We start from the raw sequence: 17,054 nt of genomic DNA on the forward strand, positions 1-17,054 counted from the left end.
TCGAACGCGTAGCTCCGGTATGCAAGACACCGACGCCGCCCCGATTCGTGTCGACACGGCTGCCGACCTTGACGCCCTCGTCGACGACCACGACCGCGTCCTCGTCGAGTTCTTCACCGAGGGCTGTGGCGTCTGCGCCTCGATGGAACCGGTCCTGAGCGTCGTCGCCCGAGAAACGGACGTTCCCGTCGTCCTCGTCAACCCTCGCGACGACCCCGTGTTGGTCGACCGGTTCGACATCCGAAGCGTGCCGACGCTCGTGCTGTTCGAGCGCGGAGCGGAAGTGAAGCGACTGGCGGACGGGTTCGTCGGCGCCGAACGACTGGTCGCGTTCGTCGAAGAAGCGGACTGATTACTCGCGCGCCGCCTCGAACGCCTCGCGGGCGTTCTCGACAGCCGACTCGCGTTTCGCGGGGTAGGCCTCGACTTTCCCGCGGAGGGTGATGCCGTCGCCCTGTCGCACCTCGCCGCCGAACGCGGCCTGCTTGTCCAGTGTCAGGTAGAGCGAACAGTCTTCGGACACCCGGTCGTCGAGTTCGTCGAGGAAGGTGTCGTAGTCGGGGAGGTCGGTCAGGCAGTCGAGGACGTGACGCACGTCGTCGGCGTTCTCCAGTCGCGCCGAGAGGACGACGATCCGGTCACCGTGGTGCCCGGTCGTCACCTGTCGCTCTATCTCGAACTCGTCGGGGAGATACGTCCGGAGCGCCTCCTCGACGCGCTTCTCGTCTTCCGTCGCGTAACAGAAGGTTCGCAGATCGACGTAGTGAAAGGGGACACTCGACATGCGGGCGGGGCGTCCGAACTATTCGTCGTCGTCGCTGTCGCCGTCGGCCGCTTCGAGGGCGTCCTCCGGCACACCCGTCTCCTGTCCGTCTTCGAAGCTGACCGTGTACGTGGCGTCGCCGAACATCGTCTCCATCACCTGCGTGATCGTCCCGGTCTCGCCGTCGTACTCGCTGTGTTTGTCGTGGAGTACGACCGAGTCGTCTTTCTCGAAGCTCATGTCTCGTCGTTCCGCCGGGGCACATTTAAGCGCGCTGATTCGGCGGGGTGATCGAACCACGAGTATAAGTTCGAAAGCGGCCAGTACGGAGTATGCATGGAACTCGGCGGCAGTATCTGCGTGCGGCGGTCGGCGTCGGCGGCGTCGGACTCGTGGCTGGCTGTCTCGGCGGCGGCACTCGCGGCACGAGCGACTGCGACATCGAGGACGAACCGACAGTGTCGGACCTCCCCGCGCCGACCATCGGCCCCAGCGACGCCGAGGTGACCGTCGCGGCGTTCGAGGACTTCGCCTGTCCCCACTGTGCGACCTACAGTCTGGAGGTGTTTCCCGACCTCCGCGCGGAGTACGTCGAGACGGGTGTCGTCCGCTACGAGTTCCACGACTTCCCCATCCCCGTCGACGAGCGGTGGTCGTGGCAGACCGCCAGCGCCGCCCGCGGCGTGCAGGACGAGACGGACGATGCGACCTTCTTCGAGTACGCCCACGCACTCTTCGAGAACCAGAACGACTACTCGCCGGCGCTCGTCACGGACCTCGCGAACGACGTGGGGGCGCCGGGATGTGCGATTCAGGCCGACGCCCTCAACGAGACGTATCGGCCGGTGATCGAAGCGGACCGCCAGCGTGCTCTCGACCGCGGGGCGCAGGGGACGCCCGCTATCTACGTCGCCGGACGGTCGGTCGAGCCGAGTTACGACGCCATCGCGAGCGCTATCGAGGCCGAACGGTAGCGTCGGCTTCGACGGGCGTACCACGGGACACTTGGTCGTCGGCCTCGAAGCGCAACCGATGAGCGACGACTCGGACGACGGGGGCACCCTCGGCCGCCGGCACCTCCTCGCTGGCCTCGTGGGCACGGGACTCGTCGGCGCCGGCGCCGTCGGGAGCGGCGTCGTCGACGTGGGGAGCAAGAGCGGCGCCCACCTCCCCGTCGAGGTGACGACGCTCGACGCTGTGGGATCGACGGCCGGTACGCAGCAGGTGCCGGCGGCGGGGACGCCGACACTGATCGACTGCTTCGCGACGTGGTGTGGCCCCTGTATCGAACAGATGGACTCGCTGGGGACGGCGTACGACCGCTACGGCGACGAGGTGGCGTTCGTCTCGGTCACCAACGAACGCTTCGGCGGCGGCCTCGACGCCGACGACGTGCGGGCGTGGTGGCGCGACAACGACGGCCGGTGGACGCTCGGCCACGACCCCGAGGGCGACTTGCTGGCGGCGCTCGGCGCCAGCGGCCTCCCCTACCTCGCCCTCACCGACGCCGAGGGATCGGTCGTCTGGACTCACGGGGGCGTCGCCTCGGCCGAGACGCTCGACCGGGAGATTTCGTCGGTCGTGTGATGGTCGACGCCGCCTTCCTCGGGACGCTCACGTTCGCGGTCGGCGCCGGCCTCGCCACCTTCTTCGCGCCCTGTGCCTACCCGCTCCTGCCGGGGTACGTGGGGTACGCCGTCCAGAACGACGAGACGGGGCTGGGCGGGGCGACCCTCCGCGGCCTCGCCGCCTCCGCTGGCGCCGTCGTCGTCCTCGCGGCCATCGGTGGCCTCCTCCTCGCCATCGGGGGGCGACTCGCCCAACGGTTGCCCCTGCTCGAACCGCTGGTCGGCGTCGCGCTGGTCGTCCTCGGTGTCCTGTTTCTGACCGACCGGGCGCCGACGCTCCACCTCCGACTCCCCGAGCGTCGGGGGTCGGTCGTCGGGGCGGCCATCTTCGGCGGCGGCTACGCGCTCGCGGCCGCGGGCTGTGTCGTCCCCGTCGTGCTTGGCGTGTTCACGCAGGCGCTCACGCTCGCCCCGCCGCAGGCGGCCGTGGCGCTCGGAAGCTACGCCGCGGCGACGGCGCTGCCGCTGACGGGCGTGACGCTCCTCGCGGCCGTCGGCAGCGACGCCCTCCGGGCGTGGAGCGGCCACGTCGGGACGGTAAAGCGCCTCGCCGCCGTCGTCATGATCGTCGCCGGCGTCGCACAGATTATCGCGTCGCTCCGCTATCTCGGCGTCCTGTAGCCGCGTTCGACCCGCGACGATAGCTTTCGACGGCCGGACCAGACGCGTTTTGAGTGGCGACCCCTTCCCACCGCTATGGACCGACGGACGTATCTCGGCACGCTGGGCGCAGCGAGCCTCGGCGGTGTCGCCGGCTGTCTCGGCGGCGGCAACCCGAACACGACGCTCGGCGAACCGGACCGCCCCGACGGCGTGACGAGCGAGGCGCTTTCCTATCCGGCGTGGGGCGAGCAGATTCCCGACGTGACGCTCCCCGATCCGTTGACCGGGACGGGGATCGGCCTGCGCGACGTGGACCGCCCGGCGCTCGTGAGCTTCTTCTACTCCAACTGTATGAGCGTCTGCCCGCGTCTCATCTCCGCGCTCCGCGAGGTGCAGATCCACAGCGTCAACAACGACTACGCCGACGACGTGGGCTTCTACCCCATCACGTTCGACCCCCAGCGTGACACGGGCGAGCGCCTCCGCGAGTACGCGGGGGAGATGAACGTCGAATTGGACGCTGGCAACTGGCACTTCCTGCGGCCCGAGAGTCGCGAGCGGGCGAAACGCGTTCTGGAGGAGGAGTTCGGCTTCGTCTTCCAGCGCACCGAACCCGAGGACGGCGGGAAGTACATGTTCAACCACATCGGCCTCGTCATCCTCGTGAACGCCGACGGCTACGTCGAGCGTGCGTATCGCGGGCAGGAAGGGAAGGAAGGAACCTACATCGAGGACCTGAAGAAAGTCCGCAACGGGGGCGGCGGCTTCCTTTAATCGTGCCCGGAGACGGGCACCGGTTCGTACGGCTCCTCCAGATACTCGATGTCGCTGTCCGAGAGGTCGATCTCCAGTGCCTCCACGGCGTCTTCCAGATGCTCGACCGTCGAAGTGCCGACGATGGGGGCGTCCACCCAGTCCTTGTGTAACACCCACGAGAGGGCAATCTGGGCCATTTTCACGCCGCGCTCCTCGGCGAGTTGCTGGACGCGTTCGTTGACTTCCGGCCCCCCGCCCTCGCGGTACGGGTGTTCGTACAGGTACTCCTCGGTCTCCCCGCGGGTCGTGGCGTCGATGTCCTCGTCGGGGCGGGTGAGGTAGCCCCGCGCCATCGGCGACCACGGGATGACGCCCACGTTCTCCTGTTCGCAGAACGGGAGCATCTCGCGCTCCTCCTCGCGGTAGGCGAGGTTGTAGTGGTTCTGCATGGTGGCGAAGCGCTCTAGCCCCAGCGCGTCGCTCGTGTGGAGCGCGTCGGCGAACTGGTAGGTCCACATCGAACTCGCGCCGATGTAGCGCACCTGCCCGCGCCGAACCGCGTCGTCGAGGGCGCGGAGCGTCGTCTCGATGGGGGTGTCGTAGTCCCAGCGGTGGATCTGATAGAGGTCGACGGTGTCCATCCCCAGCCGATCCAGCGAGTGTTCCAACTCCTGCTCGATGGCCTTCCGGGACAGGCCGCCGGAGTTGGGGTCGTCCTCGTCCATCTGGAAGTAGCCTTTCGTGGCGACGACTTTGTCCTCGCGTTGCCCCTCCAGTGCCTTCCCGAGGACGCGTTCGGACTCGCCGTCGGAGTACATGTTCGCGGTGTCGAAGAAGTTGATCCCGAGGTCGATGGCGCGTTCGACGAGTTCGATCCCCTCCTCCTCGTCGAGCACCCAGTCGCGCCAGTCGCTCGTCCCGATGCTCATACAGCCGAGACAGAGGCGCGAGACCTCCATGCCGGTGTCTCCGAGGGTGGTGTACTCCATGGACGGGAATCGGCGCGGCGGGACAAAAAGCTACGGCGGGCCAGTCAGTCGGAGGCGACCCCAACCGGAGGGTTGCGGTCACGCCCGAACTCGTCGACCGTCTCGGTGTCCGATGGGAGGTCGTACGCGATGCGACGCCGTTCGCGATTGTCCGCGAGTCGGCCGGGGTCCTCGGCAACCGACTGCCAGCCCGGTTTCACCTTGACGCTCTCGGCTGGTGTCCCGACGGCGACGTGATGGGCCGGCACGTCGCCCCGGACGATGGCCTTGGCGCCGACCATCGCGTTCTCTCCGACGCGACTGCCGGCAGCGACCATCGCGCCGGAGGCGATGCGCACGTCGTCGTCGACGACCGTCCGGTAGATAGACACGTCGGACTGGTCGACGATGTCGTGACTGTGACTGTGGAGGGCGGCGTCGTCGGCGATAGAGACGCCGTCACCGATGTCGAGTGCGCCACGGTCGTCCAACAGCACGTTCTCGTGGATGACCGTTCGGTCGCCGATTTCGATGTTGTGTCCGTAGGGAAAGCGGATGCCCCGGAAGAGTTTGAGATCGTCGCCAGCCTCGGCGAACAGGTGTGTCGCGAGCATCTGCCGGAACGGCAGGGCGACGGCATCGTTGTCCGCCAGCGGTGACGCGTCGAATCCGGTCCAGAGCCACCGGAGCGGTTTCGATTCCCGGAACCGATCCTCGTCTTTCTCCGCCCACGTCTCGCCCTTCGTGAGCGTGTTCGCGGGGTGGTACGTGTCGAGTCGGACGCGCTCGACGAGTGACAGCGACGCCCCGGACAGCCACCGGTCGTAGACGTCACCGTCGCCGTGGATGCGGCTCAGCACCTCCTGTACTACGTCGGCAGTCGGTTCGTCGGCCGACAGTCGCGCGTCCACTCCCTCGACGAACTCCTCGATCCGCGCTTCGATTTCCGGCGACACGGCGACGTGAACTTTTGTCATGTAGATACTGACACTAGCAAATTACTAAAGTTATGCGATTTTACCAAATATAACCTTCACGAACAAGTAGTATTTTCTTGTGGAAAGAATCATACTTTCATTCAATTATCGGCAGAGCCGACGCCGCCGTCGGAGGGGCTGATCGGAGGCCACACCGTTTTGCCACCCCCGTTCCAACGCCGGCCATGACCGTCTGGCTTCTCGGTGACCACCTCCACCCCGAACACCACGTCCTCGACGACGCCGACCGCGTGTTGCTGATCGAGGCGACCGAGTTCGCCGCCCGACGGCCGTACCATCCGCAGAAACTCGGCCTCGTGTTCGCCGCGATGCGTCACGCCCGCGACCGACTGCGCGGCACGGGGTACGAGGTGGACTACCGCCGCGCCGACACCTTCGGGGACGCTCTCGACGCCCACTTCGACGCCCACCCCGACGACGACCTGCGACTCATGCGTCCGCCGAGTTACGGCGCCGGGGAGCGCCTGCGTGAACTGGTCGCGGCCCGCGGCGGATCGCTGACGCTCGTCGACGACGACCGCTTCCTCTGTTCGTCGGCCGCGTTCGACGAGTGGGCCGGCGAGGACGCCTGCCCGTTCAACGCGCTGTACTGGGATTTCCTCAAAGCGCACGAGGAGACGGGGGACGGGTCGGATGGGGCTGATGTACAGCCACGTCGACCGGAAGTCGGCGGCTGAGTGGGACGAGATTCGTGAGCGAGCGGCGTGGCTCCGGGACCGGATAGCAGCGGGCACGCTGTAGCCACGGCTGGTGGGGGTGAAAATTGGAAGAATCTTTCTGCGGCGCTACCGAAGGGTCGAACCGGAAACCGGTTCGGCCTTACAGTCGCTGGAGATTGGTCGCTCGCGGGCCCTTGTCGGCCTGCTCGATATCGAACTCCACCTCCTGCCCTTCTTCCAGGTCCGGACCGCCGATGTCTTCCATGTGGAAGAAGACGTCTTCGTCCGAATCTTCAGTCTCAATGAACCCGTAGCCGCCAGTGTCGTTAAAGAACGCAACCGTACCAGTCGCCATTGCGTTGCTAGCGACGAAAAGCAGAAACATAAGGTTTCCGGGCAAATACACAGAAATATATATCCGTCAACTATTGGTCAGGATAGATCCGATCCCGACAGTTATCGTGGCCTACGTCTCCCGACCGAGCGTGTGAAACTCGGCATTCGGGCGCATATCGGCGAAACTCGCCAGCCGGTTGCTGAGATTGAAGAAGGCCGTGATAGCGCCGATATCCCAGATTTCGCGCTCGGAGAAGCCCGCCTCGGCGAGTCGGTCGAGGTCGGCTTGCGTCACTTCCCACGGCCGTTCGGTGAGTTTGACGGCCACGTCGAGCATGAGGAGGCGCTCGTCGCTCACGTCCGCCGTCCGGTAGTTGGCGACGAGCTGGTCGGCGAGCAACGGATCGTCCGCGTAGATCCGCACTAGCGCGCCGTGGGCGACGTTGCAGTAGTAGCAGTGGTTGACGCCGGAGACGGCGACGACGATCATCTCCACCGCCTCGCGGTCCAGACTCGTCCCGTCGACGAGGGCGTCGTGGAAGTCGACGAACGCGCGGAACTGGTCGGGGGCGTACGCGAGCGCCGCGAAGACGTTTGGCGTAAAGCCCGCACGCTCGGTCTCCGCGTCGATACGCTCGCGCAGGTCGTCGGGCAGGTCGTCGTAGTCGGGGACCGGGAACCGCGTCATCGCGTCGTCGTTCATGGACGCGCATGGGCGCGAACCGACAAAAGATCACGCCATTCGCAGGGCGACAAAGCCCGCCGCCGCCGTCGCACAGACGCCGACCGCGAGGAGGACGTAGTTGGCGAGGGCGTTGTCGGCGCGGGTGAGATACACCGAGAAGTCCCGGCCGGAGAGCGGCCAGAGGAACGGGACACCCGCGGGCGTCAGCGCGTCCGCGAGAAGGTGGGCGAGGATCGCGAGCGCACCCACGGCGAAACCGAAGGGAACGAGCGTGGCCCGGCCGCCGTCGAAGACGGAGGCGAGGCCGACACCCGCACCGGCGCCGACGGCGCCGACGAGGAAGGCGAACGCGAGGGTGTGGGTCGGGCCGCGGTGTGAGAGGAAGGGGACGCGGTGGTCCCAGTCGGGGAGCATCGACAGCCAGAGCATAGCGGCGCCACCGAGAAAAGCGAGGTCGGGCCGACCGAGGAGAACGAGTGCGAAGCCGACCGGTGCGAACACGAGCAAGGAGACGCCCCAGTGACCCCGTCGGTACATGGGAGAGGGTGTGGCAGGCACCGACCAGAACCTTTCGGCCGAGGCGAGGGATACGGTTATCGCGTTCCGGCGCCTCTATCGACCGTGTTCGATGGATTCGTCGCCAGTCTCGACGCTCTTCCCGCGTGGCAAGCCACGGCCGCCGTCCTCGCGGCCTCCTTCGGGAGTGCCGTCCTCCTCGAAGTGGTGGGGGTGCGCCTCGCCCGCCGTCTCACGAGTCGCACGGAGACGGCACTCGACGACATCGTCTTCGAGGAACTCCGCCTGCCTATCGTCGTCACCGTCGCCCTCGCGGGCGTCTACCTCCTGACGCGCGTCGAGTCGGTGGCGACGGCGACGCTCGTCGATCCCGCGACGCTCGCGCTGTTTTTCGGCAAACCCTCGCTGTCGGTCATCGTCCTCGTGTGGGCGCGGGCGCTCAACCGCGTCGTCAACCGGGTGGTGGAGGCCGTCAAGAACCGTGGCGACCGCTTCGACTTCGCGCCGGTCTTCTCGAACGTCTGGACGCTCGTCGTCCTCGTCGGCACCGTCGCCGTCCTCCTCTCGCTGTGGGACTACGACATCTCACCCCTGCTCGCAGGGGCGGGGATCGCCGGCATCGCCATCGGCTTCGCCGCCAAGGACACCGTCGCCAACTTCTTCGGCGGGATTGCGCTGTACTTCGACGACACCTACAAACTGGGCGACTTCGTGGTCCTCGACTCTGGCGATTCGGGGACGGTGGTGAAAGTCGGCGTCCGGTCGACGACGCTGCTCACCCGCGACGAGGTGCTCGTCACCGTCCCCAACTCCGTGCTGAACGCCACTCGCGTCACCAACGAGTCGGCGCCGGGCCGTCGCCGCCGGGTGCGCGTGCCCATCGGCGTCGCCTACGGCACCGACATCGACGCCTTCGAGGAACTGCTGGTCGACCTCGCGCTGGCGGAGTCGCTGGTACTCGACGCCCCCAAACCGCGGGCGCGCTTCCGGCGGTTCGGTGACTCGGCGCTGGAGTACGAACTCCTCTGCTGGGTCAACGGGCCGACGCGGGCGGCGAAGACGCGCCACCGACTCAACCGCGCCATCTACCACGCGCTCGACGACGCGGGGATCGAGATTCCGTATCCCCAGCGTGACGTGCGGATGCGAGCGAGCGGCGGCGAGATGGATCTCGGTGCAGTGGGCGACGGCGACGCCGTCGCTAGCGAGCGGTGAGGACAGCAAAGTGGAGGGAGGTGTACGTTACCATTGCCCACGGTAGCGGGGTGTCGGTGGGGAGGGGCCCCGTGTTCACACCGTCCCGATTCGGCCCTCCCGTACCGCCCCCTCGCGGGCGTGGCGTCCGCCGATTCGCCGCGAGGTCGGCCGATTCGTCGGGTCGAGTGGTCGTCGTTCGGGTCGCTGCACGGATTTAGGTTGGCCTAAACACACAAAAACGCATCGGATTTTTAGGTCAGACGAAACCGGTGTCAGTCCCGCAGGAATCGGTCGAACGCGGAGGCGAAGTCGGACTCGTCCTCGGTCGCTTGCTCCCACTCGACGAGGCCGCGTTCCTCGCGAGTGCCTTCGATGGTGTTGTCGAGGACGAAAGCGACGAGGCCGCCGACGGCCATGCCGGTCGATCCGATGACGTAGATCGTGTCCGCGACGGCGCGGGCGCCGAGGATCGGGCCGAGGACGGCGACCCCCTGCATCCCCTGCCGGAACGCCTCGGCGCTCCCCACGTTGCCCATATAGGCCGGGATGGCGAGGCCGGTAAAGAGGGCGATGCCGACGACGAAGACGTTGCGCGAGGAGTTCAGGTCGACGTACTCCAGATTCGAGAGGCCGACGGCGACGATCTGCCCGAACATGGCGACGTAGAGACCGCCGACGATGGGATCGGGGATGGTGGCGATGAGTTGGCCGAAGTAGCCGACGAAGCCGACCACCAGCATGACTGCAGCCCCGATCTGGACCACGTAGCGCGAGGCGACGCCAGTCAGGCCGATGGCGCCGATGTTCTCGGAGTAGGAGGTGGAGCCACCGGTCCCCATGAGACCGGCGAAGACGTTCATTATCCCCTCCATCCCGATCCCGTGGTTGATGCGGCGCTCGCTGGGCGCACCGACGCCGGAGAGGCGGGCAACGGCGTGGTAGTCACCGAACGATTCGAGCATGGATGCCGCGACGCCCGCGAGCATGCCGATCACGAACGCCGTCTCGATCCGCGGCATCCCCCACTGGAGGGGGTAGATGGGCATGAGCGCCGGCGCCGCGGCGACGGAGGCGAGGTCGACGTAGCCCGGCGTGTCCGGCGCGTAGACGGCGGTCACCGACAGGACGGCGGCGACGACCCACGCGACGACGACGCCGAGCAGGACCGGGAACAGTTTGAACGCCCGCGAACGACCGCCGAGATACTGCGAGAACAGGACGATCAGCCCGAGCGTCAGGCCGAGCAGCCACCAGTTCCCGCTCGGGCTCGTCACCTGCGGCGTGTTGAAGAGCGCGAGACCGATGAGCGCGATGGTCGGCGCGATGATGACCGGCGAGATGTAGGAGCGGAGGCGACCGAGCAGGCCGAAGTAGCCGACCGCCACCTCGACCACTGCGGCGACGACGATAGCGCCCTGGAGTTGGAGGAGCGCCGCCTCCCACGCTGGCCCCGTCGGGTTGCTCGCCTGCACGACGCCGATGACCGCGAGCGCCGGCGCGAGCATCGAGAACGGCGCCCCCTGCACGATGGGGTAGCGGTTCCCCAGCGTGGTCTGGGCGAGCGTCGCGATGCCGGAGACGACGAAGAAGGTCCCGACGAAGCGAGGAATCACCGACTCGGGCATCCCCAGCGCCCCCGCGAGGATCAGGGGCACCGCGACGTTCGCGCCGACCATCGTCAGGTAATGCTGGACGCCGAGGAAAATCGACGTGACGACCGGTGGCTTGTCGTCGATACCGTACGATACGAACCCGGCGCGGCCGTCCTCGCCGCTCATCGTCTCCGCTCACCCGCGTGCATATCCGGCATCTCACCACGGAGGTATCTAAAACTGACCGGATCGGGTCGGCGCCGGCCGAAAGTGTCACGGCGGCCGGGGCCGAGAGTGTGGTCGATGGACGCGGACGCGGACGACGATTCCCGTGGGACGACCACCCCGAACGCGAGTGGCGGCGGAGTCGGCGTGGCGAGCGTCGGCACTCCCGATCCGGTCGATGGGTCGACCGACTACGACCCCGAACGCCTCTGTTATGCCGGCGAGCGTGTCGTCGAGCGGGCGCCGCTGGGTGCCGGGTGGGCGGCCGTCACCACCCACCGCATACTGGCGTACAACCCGACCGCCGACGGGCAGCGATTCGAGGCCGTCGACCGCCCGAACGTCAGCGACGTGCGCGTCGACGCCGACGGCGACGGGCAGTTCCTCGGGTGGGGACTGCGCGCCGCCGTCTACGGGCTGGCCGGACTCGGCGGCGGCGTCGCCCTCCGGGCGATGGACCTCCAGTCGACGCTGTCGATGGACGCGTCGGCCGGCGCCGCCCCCGTCGGGAGCGTCCTCGCAGTGACCGACGCCCTCGCGGCGGCGCTCGCCCTTCTCACGACCGTCCTCCTCGTCGGCGGCGTCGCGCTCCTCGTCGGAGCGCTCGTCCTCCTCGGACGCTACCTCCGAACCCGCAAGCCGGCGCTCGTCGTCGAACGCTTCGGCGACGACCCGGTGCGGCTATCCGCCCCGCAGGGCGACGGCGAGCGGGCGGCGCGGGCGCTGTCGACGGCGCTGGAGCGAGCGGACGGAACGCGACCCGCGTCGAGATGAGACGGTGCCGCACACGGGACGCCAGTCGATCACGAACGAACCGAGTATTCACGCCCAGCAAGACATCTTTCGCCGCGTATCGCAGCGTGAACACCGGTGTGCGTCGCGAAAATTCGTCGACTCCACCTCGGGAGTGGTTGCCAGCGGACGGCTGTCAGCGGATGCGACGGTATCCGACACCGGAGACGACGGCGACGGCGTAGCTCCCGAGCAAGAAGGGCGCCCAGAACACCCAGATGGCGAGGTTCGGGAACAGATAGCTCCCGACGGAACTGCCGAGCATCAGCGCGAGGTAGCCCGGGTACGCCAACGGCGTCAGTAGTCGGCCGTCCAGACTGCCGACGACGAGTGGGATCGTAAGGAAGGCGAATACGGCCACGACGACGCGGCCGGTGAACACCGTCCGGAGATGCTGGCGGTCGAGTCCGCCCGCAGTCGAGTCGCTCATGTGTTCCTGTCACCGCCCGTGGGTTCGACCCGTCCGTCATGCCGCAGGATGCCGTGGTTCGCCAACAACGTCTCGGCAACGAGCGAGGTCCACCGTGCCGCAGTCGACGGATCGAGGACGAACTTCGTCGACTCGACGATGTACCCCGGGAGGTCGAGGTCACCCGCAACCTTGTGGACGAGGAGTGGCGAAGACCCGTCGAGGAGGTTCCCGCGCTCGTAGCGATGGTACGGCAGATACCACGGGACGACGGTGTCGTTCGCGGTATCGACGGCCGCCTGCGCGTACGTCGGGGCCGGGTCGACTACCGTCGGGAAAATTGCCTGCCCGACGAACGATTCGTGGGTTCGATACACCCCCTTCGAGGAGTGTAAATCGAGGACGACATCGGGGTCGGTTTCCTCGACCAGTTGCCAGATGGCCCGCGCGAGTTTCGTCTCCACCTCACGGCCCGTGGGAAACTTCCGATTCAGGTCACCGTTGTCGTTGTGTCGCGTCCCTCGCTCGATGGCCGGTTGATTCGCCTTCGGAAGGACGACCAGTTTCCCGGCGTCGAACGCCCACGAGGCGACGTCGCTCGCCGCCCGATATCCGCTCGGTTCGTCACCGTGCATCCCGCCGACGACGACGGCAGTGGGACCGTCGTTCGGCGCATCGATGGTGACCACCGCCGATGCGTACTTCGTCCCCGGCAGAAGCGTCTCCGTCGTGCGCGTCCCTCCACCTGGTTGCGCTGCCGCCATCGTCGATCCCGTCCCGAGAAGTGCTGACCCACCGAGGGCCGCCGCCGAGTGGGCGAGGACCGTCCGTCGTCTCATTGTCCCCCCCTTACTTCCACGGATGGAAAATTATCGGGAGGCTAAATGCGTTCGTCGTGTCTCGTTGCCGCCGACTACCGGTTCGATTTCCGCTCCTGATCGGGGTGATCCGAGATGAAGACGCTGGTGTTGTCCGGCACGTCGTCGGTCACCCAAGAGTTCGCCCCGATGCTCACGTGGTCGCCAATCTCGACCGGCCCGAGGATGTTGCTGCCGGCCCCGATAACGACGTGATCACCGATGTCGGGATGGCGCTTGTAGTCTTTCGCCAGCATGTGCTCCTCGCCCTCCTCCTCCTCGAAGTGGAGGGCACCGAGCGTCACGTTCTGGTAGATTCGGACCCAGTCACCGACCGTGGCCGTCTCGCCGATCACGACCCCGGTCCCGTGATCGACGAAGAAGTAGTCGCCAATCTCCGCACCCGGGTGGATGTCGATACCCGTCTCGCTTTTTGCGTACTCGGCGAGTTCGCGTGCGTACTGGAAGTGCTCCGCCTCGTAGAGGACGTGTGCAATCCGGTGGATCAGGATGGCGTGAAACCCGGGATACGACCGAATGATCTCACAGTAGCTCTTCGCCGCGGGATCGCCCTTGTACGCGGCCTCGACGTCACGCTTGAGGGTGTCCCGAATCGTCGGCAATCGGTCGAGCGTCCCGTCGACGATTGCGGTCAGGTCGTCCGCGCCGCGATCCGAGTAGGCCGTGATGCCTTTCTGGATGCACGTCCCGAGCCTGTTCAAGCGGTTGCGAGTTTCGGCCGGATCGTCGAGCAGGTCCGTCCCGTTCCAGCACAGGGGGAACAGAAGCTGTTTGAGGAGGAGTGGTTCGTCACGCAGGAAATCGCGGCGTGGATACTCCCGCGAGTCGTCAGTCGGGAACGGCGAGTCGTCCGCTCGATAGGCGTCGACGAGTTCGTCGTGAGTGTCGCCGGTGTAATCGTATCCCATTTGTGTGGCTGTTGTCGCTGTCGAGTAAAGTAGTTCTGCTACGTCACCCCCCGCCTCAGAAGACGGCACCGCAGTTCGCGCAGTCGTCGGCGTCGAGACCGATCCGTGACTTGCAGTTGCTACAGTACCCCCGGGACCCGCTCCGAAGGACGCGCGCGACCACGACGTCGTCGTCCTCGTCGAGCGGTTCGCCACACTCGGCACAGTAGTTCGGCGCGCCCTCGTGGTTCGTCGAACACGCTGGACAGCGGCGGAACCGCTCGGGGTCGTCGTCGTCGACCGTGTCGGCCGCGCTCCCGGCGACCACCACGTAGATCAGGAGGCCGATGAGCCCCGTGAAGAACGTAAGCAATCCCCACAGGAACCCGGATCGACCCCGGTCCATGGCGTGAATGCCGACGCCGACGGAAAGGGCGGTCCAGAACAGGAGGGCGACGACAGCGATGACCTCACTGGCCATGCGCGGGAGACGGCCCGCCGCGCCGAAAGGTCTTGCCCCGACCAATGATATATGCCCGCCGACGGCGTAGGAGCGTTCGATGGAAGTCCGGCGGTTCCTCCGCGGTCGGATCGACGACGACCGCCTCAACCGGGTGATCACGGAAATCGCGGACCGGTACGGCCGCGAGGAGCCGTCGGTTCGCTATCTCGACGCCGACAACTGGCTCTCGACACCGCTCGTCCTCGACGAGGACCTCTTCGTGAAAGTCATCTCCAAACAGAACTCGCTGGTCCACGCGCTCATCACGACCGGCCGCAACCTCGGCGTCTTCTCGGCGGGCACGGAGGGCTTTTTCGAGCATTTCGGCACGCCGTACGGGATGGCGAAACACGAACTCGAGGCGACCGAGCAGATGCGTGAGATCGGGGTGAACGCACCCGAACCCCTCGAAGCGCTAGAGATCGACGGCCTCGGCGTGGTCATCCTCGAATATCTCCCCGAGTTTCGGCCGCTCGACGAACTGGACCAGGAAGCCGAACGCGAACTCGCGCCGAAACTGTTCGAGGCACTCCGGACGATGCACGACCACGGCCTCGCCCACGGCGACCTCCGGGCGGAGAACGTCCTCATCCTCGACGGCGACCTCTACTTCATCGACGCGACGAACGTCGGCTCCGAGAGCCGAGACGACGCCCGGTCGTACGACGCGGCGTGTGGGCTGGCGGCGCTCGAACCGCTGATCGGCGCGACGGCGACCGTCGACGCCGCCGCGACAGTCTACACGCCCGAGGAACTACTCGACGCCCGCGACTTCCTCGACTTCGTCAACATCCGCCCGGATCACGACTTCGACGCCGCGGCGCTCAAGGGCGAGATCGAGAAACGCGCGGCGTAACGCGGTGCGTGGAACGGGTAGACGAAACGAGAGGTGGTGGCGGAACGGGACGAGGTGAACCCGGATCGCCCCCGCCGGGCAAAGGCGATCCGGGTCCGAGTCGGGCCGGGGCGAGCGACGACGTGGTGGAGTTGTTGATGCCGAGTCTCGACGAGAAAAGCGTCGATGCGTCGGCAAGCATGGATAACGGCCTCTGGGTCATAAACCCACCGGCACCGGCGGATTAGTCGCGGCGGTCGCGGAGCGCCGGGAACTCCTCGCGGACCGACTCGATCCGATCCGGATCGATATCGGCGACGACGAGCGTCGGGTCGTCGCCCGCACTCGCGAGCGTCGTCCCCCACGGATCGTAGACGGTCGACCGCCCGAGTACCGTCGCGTCCTCGAACTCGGCCGCGCCGTTCACGGCGGCGACGTACGTGAGGTTCTCGATGGCGCGTGCCCGGGCGAGCGTCTCCCAGTGTTCGACCCGGGGGTACGGCCACGCGCTCGGGACGCAGACGAGCGACACGCCCTGATCCGCCAGCCGGCGGTAGAGTTCGGGGAAGCGGAGGTCGTAACACGTCGACATGCCGACGGTGAAGCCCTCGAAGTCGACGATCGAGAGGTGTTCGCCGGGGGTGAGCAGGCGCGCCTCCGCGGATTCGTAGCCGAAGAGGTGGTGTTTGCGGTAGACGGCGCGGCGCGTCCCGTCGCGGTCGTAGAAGACGCAGGTGTTCGCCAGCCCCTCCGCTTCCGGCACGTCGACGCCGGCGTCGGCGCTGGCTTCGAGGTCCTCGACGTGACTACCCGCCAGCAAGCCGACGCCGTGGTCGGCGGCCATATCGGAGAGCCGACCGAACGTCGGCCCGTCCAGTCCCTCGGCGGCGCGGGCGTACGACTCGAACGCGAAGAAGCCGACGGTGAACAGTTCGGGGAGCGCAACCATGTCGGCGCCGCGAGCGGCGGCGTCGGCGATGGCCGTCTCCGCACGGTCGAGGTTCTCGCTCACGTCGCCGGCGGTCTGGTCGAGTTGGGCGAGTGCGATCTTCATGCTGTGAGTTCGAGGTCGCGTCTGAGCGCCGGTTCGAGGGTGGTGAGTTCGTCGTCGGGGCGTCTCTCGAACGCCCGCCGGACACGAACAGTCATACGATGTGGTCCCGTCGAACCCTCAAAAATTCGTGGGGTACGGTCAGCCTTGCGTGACGCGCCACGTCGTCGACCGGGCGCGCCCCCACTTCTCGATTTCGACGTCCTCGGACTTCTCGGCCAGTCGCGGGAGTCGGGAGCCCACCTGTTTGGCCGTCAGCCCGATAGCGTCGGCGATGTTTTTCGCGCGGAAGTAGCGTTCACCCCGGGAGACGCTGTCGTGGAGGTACGCGAGGATCCGCCGTTCCTCTTCGGTCAGGGAGGTCATCGTTCACCACCGTTAGGGGATTCATGCTCTTAACTCTTTCAAGGACGACCCGCGAATGGACGGACGTATCAGCGCCGTCGGGACTGGTTACCGCCGGTGCACCCGAATGGCAGCGAACCGGCGGAAATGACTGACGACTGGCCGTATCAGGCGTACGCCTGCACCGCCACGATGGAGAGCAGGGCGGCCACGATGGCGAGGGCGAACCCGCCAGCTTTCGTCAACTGTCCCGGCGCGGCCAGCATCGCCAGCGCGCCCACGACGGCGAGAATACCGAACAGCACGCCGAATCCCACTCCTTTGTCCGTCTCGACGGCGTCGAGTGCCATACACGCAGGGTTCGACGGGGAGAACTTAGCCCCTTCGGTGGCTGGAACGGCCAACAGTATTACCCCCGGCCGCCATACG

General features: G+C 66.9%; 23 protein-coding genes and 1 pseudogene. 9 read left to right on the plus strand and 15 right to left on the minus strand.

The genetic code is table 11. The features are described 5' to 3' along the window. The first annotated feature begins 19 nt into the window (after nt 1–19). Nucleotides 20–352: a thioredoxin family protein gene (locus DU502_RS12610; RefSeq protein WP_121920484.1), complete on the plus strand. Its 333-nt coding sequence runs from the start codon at nt 20–22 to the stop codon at nt 350–352. On the opposite strand, the gene DU502_RS12615 is transcribed toward DU502_RS12610, so the two are convergent. Then, complete coding sequence (locus DU502_RS12615; RefSeq protein ID WP_121920483.1) at nt 353–784, minus strand: RNA-binding protein; 432 nt, start codon at nt 782–784, stop codon at nt 353–355. 18 nt (nt 785–802) lie between these two features. Then, on the minus strand, nt 803–1,003 hold the full coding sequence (locus DU502_RS12620; RefSeq protein ID WP_121920482.1) for a DUF1918 domain-containing protein: 201 nt from the start codon (nt 1,001–1,003) through the stop codon (nt 803–805). A 92-nt stretch (nt 1,004–1,095) separates the two neighbouring features. Between DU502_RS12620 and DU502_RS12625 the strand changes: the two genes are divergently transcribed. The 4 genes from DU502_RS12625 (at nt 1,096) to DU502_RS12640 (ending at nt 3,768) form a co-directional block, all read left to right on the plus strand. Beyond that, on the plus strand, nt 1,096–1,737 hold the full coding sequence (locus DU502_RS12625) for a thioredoxin domain-containing protein (protein WP_121920481.1): 642 nt from the start codon (nt 1,096–1,098) through the stop codon (nt 1,735–1,737). Nucleotides 1,738–1,795: 58 nt separating this feature from the next. Further along, entirely contained in the window at nt 1,796–2,350 is a 555-nt protein-coding gene (locus tag DU502_RS12630) for a TlpA family protein disulfide reductase (protein ID WP_121920602.1), read from the plus strand. Beyond that, complete coding sequence (locus DU502_RS12635) at nt 2,350–3,012, plus strand: cytochrome c biogenesis CcdA family protein (RefSeq protein ID WP_121920480.1); 663 nt, start codon at nt 2,350–2,352, stop codon at nt 3,010–3,012. The genes DU502_RS12630 and DU502_RS12635 overlap by 1 nt, the downstream gene beginning before the upstream one ends. 75 nt (nt 3,013–3,087) lie before the next feature. Continuing rightward, nucleotides 3,088–3,768 carry an SCO family protein gene (locus DU502_RS12640; RefSeq protein WP_121920479.1) on the plus strand — a complete coding sequence of 227 codons (681 nt, stop codon included), beginning with the start codon at nt 3,088–3,090 and terminating at the stop codon, nt 3,766–3,768. Here DU502_RS12640 and DU502_RS12645 read toward each other — a convergent pair. Then, nucleotides 3,765–4,739 (minus strand): aldo/keto reductase, encoded by a 975-nt coding sequence (locus DU502_RS12645; protein ID WP_121920478.1) that lies wholly within the window; start codon nt 4,737–4,739, stop codon nt 3,765–3,767. The genes DU502_RS12640 and DU502_RS12645 overlap by 4 nt on opposite strands. A 44-nt stretch (nt 4,740–4,783) precedes the next feature. Further along, entirely contained in the window at nt 4,784–5,695 is a 912-nt protein-coding gene (locus tag DU502_RS12650; protein WP_121920477.1) for an acyltransferase, read from the minus strand. Nucleotides 5,696–5,880: 185 nt separating this feature from the next. On the opposite strand from DU502_RS12650, the pseudogene DU502_RS12655 reads away from it, so the two are divergent. Beyond that, nucleotides 5,881–6,354 (plus strand): annotated as a pseudogene (locus tag DU502_RS12655) (cryptochrome/photolyase family protein); the annotation flags it as partial. 181 nt (nt 6,355–6,535) lie between these two features. Here the strand turns inward: DU502_RS12655 and DU502_RS12660 are convergent. The 3 genes from DU502_RS12660 to DU502_RS12670 form a co-directional block, all read right to left on the minus strand. Then, nucleotides 6,536–6,730 (minus strand): cold-shock protein, encoded by a 195-nt coding sequence (locus tag DU502_RS12660; protein WP_049938024.1) that lies wholly within the window; start codon nt 6,728–6,730, stop codon nt 6,536–6,538. 111 nt (nt 6,731–6,841) lie between these two features. Further along, nucleotides 6,842–7,414 (minus strand): peroxidase-related enzyme, encoded by a 573-nt coding sequence (locus DU502_RS12665; RefSeq protein WP_121920475.1) that lies wholly within the window; start codon nt 7,412–7,414, stop codon nt 6,842–6,844. Between the two features lie 30 nt (nt 7,415–7,444). Then, nucleotides 7,445–7,933, minus strand: coding sequence for a metal-dependent hydrolase (locus DU502_RS12670; protein WP_121920474.1), 489 nt, complete (start codon nt 7,931–7,933; stop codon nt 7,445–7,447). A gap of 84 nt (nt 7,934–8,017) precedes the next feature. Between DU502_RS12670 and DU502_RS12675 the strand changes: the two genes are divergently transcribed. Next, complete coding sequence (locus DU502_RS12675) at nt 8,018–9,127, plus strand: mechanosensitive ion channel family protein (RefSeq protein ID WP_121920473.1); 1,110 nt, start codon at nt 8,018–8,020, stop codon at nt 9,125–9,127. Nucleotides 9,128–9,381: 254 nt separating this feature from the next. On the opposite strand, the gene DU502_RS12680 is transcribed toward DU502_RS12675, so the two are convergent. Further along, nucleotides 9,382–10,887, minus strand: a complete 1,506-nt coding sequence (locus DU502_RS12680; RefSeq protein ID WP_121920472.1) for a uracil-xanthine permease family protein — start codon at nt 10,885–10,887, stop codon at nt 9,382–9,384. 117 nt (nt 10,888–11,004) lie between these two features. Between DU502_RS12680 and DU502_RS12685 the strand changes: the two genes are divergently transcribed. Next, nucleotides 11,005–11,700 carry a hypothetical protein gene (locus DU502_RS12685; RefSeq protein ID WP_121920471.1) on the plus strand — a complete coding sequence of 232 codons (696 nt, stop codon included), beginning with the start codon at nt 11,005–11,007 and terminating at the stop codon, nt 11,698–11,700. A 154-nt stretch (nt 11,701–11,854) separates the two neighbouring features. Here the strand turns inward: DU502_RS12685 and DU502_RS12690 are convergent, their stop codons facing one another. From DU502_RS12690 to DU502_RS12705, 4 genes are all read right to left on the minus strand, one after another. Next, a complete protein-coding gene (locus DU502_RS12690) occupies nt 11,855–12,148 on the minus strand; it encodes a hypothetical protein (RefSeq protein ID WP_121920470.1) in 294 nt (97 codons plus the stop codon). Then, nucleotides 12,145–12,966 (minus strand): succinylglutamate desuccinylase/aspartoacylase family protein, encoded by an 822-nt coding sequence (locus DU502_RS12695; RefSeq protein WP_121920469.1) that lies wholly within the window; start codon nt 12,964–12,966, stop codon nt 12,145–12,147. Before DU502_RS12695 ends, DU502_RS12690 begins: the two co-directional genes overlap by 4 nt. A gap of 74 nt (nt 12,967–13,040) precedes the next feature. Next, nucleotides 13,041–13,913 (minus strand): serine O-acetyltransferase EpsC, encoded by an 873-nt coding sequence (gene epsC / locus DU502_RS12700; RefSeq protein ID WP_121920468.1) that lies wholly within the window; start codon nt 13,911–13,913, stop codon nt 13,041–13,043. 55 nt (nt 13,914–13,968) lie between these two features. Continuing rightward, nucleotides 13,969–14,373: a double zinc ribbon domain-containing protein gene (locus DU502_RS12705; protein ID WP_121920467.1), complete on the minus strand. Its 405-nt coding sequence runs from the start codon at nt 14,371–14,373 to the stop codon at nt 13,969–13,971. 79 nt (nt 14,374–14,452) lie between these two features. Between DU502_RS12705 and DU502_RS12710 the strand changes: the two genes are divergently transcribed. Next, entirely contained in the window at nt 14,453–15,250 is a 798-nt protein-coding gene (locus DU502_RS12710; protein ID WP_121920466.1) for an RIO1 family regulatory kinase/ATPase domain-containing protein, read from the plus strand. A 223-nt stretch (nt 15,251–15,473) separates the two neighbouring features. On the opposite strand, the gene DU502_RS12715 is transcribed toward DU502_RS12710, so the two are convergent. The 3 genes from DU502_RS12715 to DU502_RS12725 all read right to left on the minus strand — a co-directional run bounded on the left by DU502_RS12715 (nt 15,474) and on the right by DU502_RS12725 (nt 16,975). Then, nucleotides 15,474–16,283 carry a carbon-nitrogen family hydrolase gene (locus tag DU502_RS12715; protein ID WP_121920465.1) on the minus strand — a complete coding sequence of 270 codons (810 nt, stop codon included), beginning with the start codon at nt 16,281–16,283 and terminating at the stop codon, nt 15,474–15,476. A 138-nt stretch (nt 16,284–16,421) separates the two neighbouring features. Next, nucleotides 16,422–16,646, minus strand: coding sequence for a DUF7123 family protein (locus DU502_RS12720; protein WP_114586681.1), 225 nt, complete (start codon nt 16,644–16,646; stop codon nt 16,422–16,424). A 146-nt stretch (nt 16,647–16,792) separates the two neighbouring features. Next, nucleotides 16,793–16,975, minus strand: a complete 183-nt coding sequence (locus tag DU502_RS12725) for a DUF7525 family protein (protein ID WP_121920464.1) — start codon at nt 16,973–16,975, stop codon at nt 16,793–16,795. Nucleotides 16,976–17,054 lie beyond the last annotated feature (79 nt).

The sequence above is a fragment of the Haloplanus aerogenes genome (assembly GCF_003856835.1).
In the GTDB taxonomy this organism is placed as follows: domain Archaea; phylum Halobacteriota; class Halobacteria; order Halobacteriales; family Haloferacaceae; genus Haloplanus; species Haloplanus aerogenes.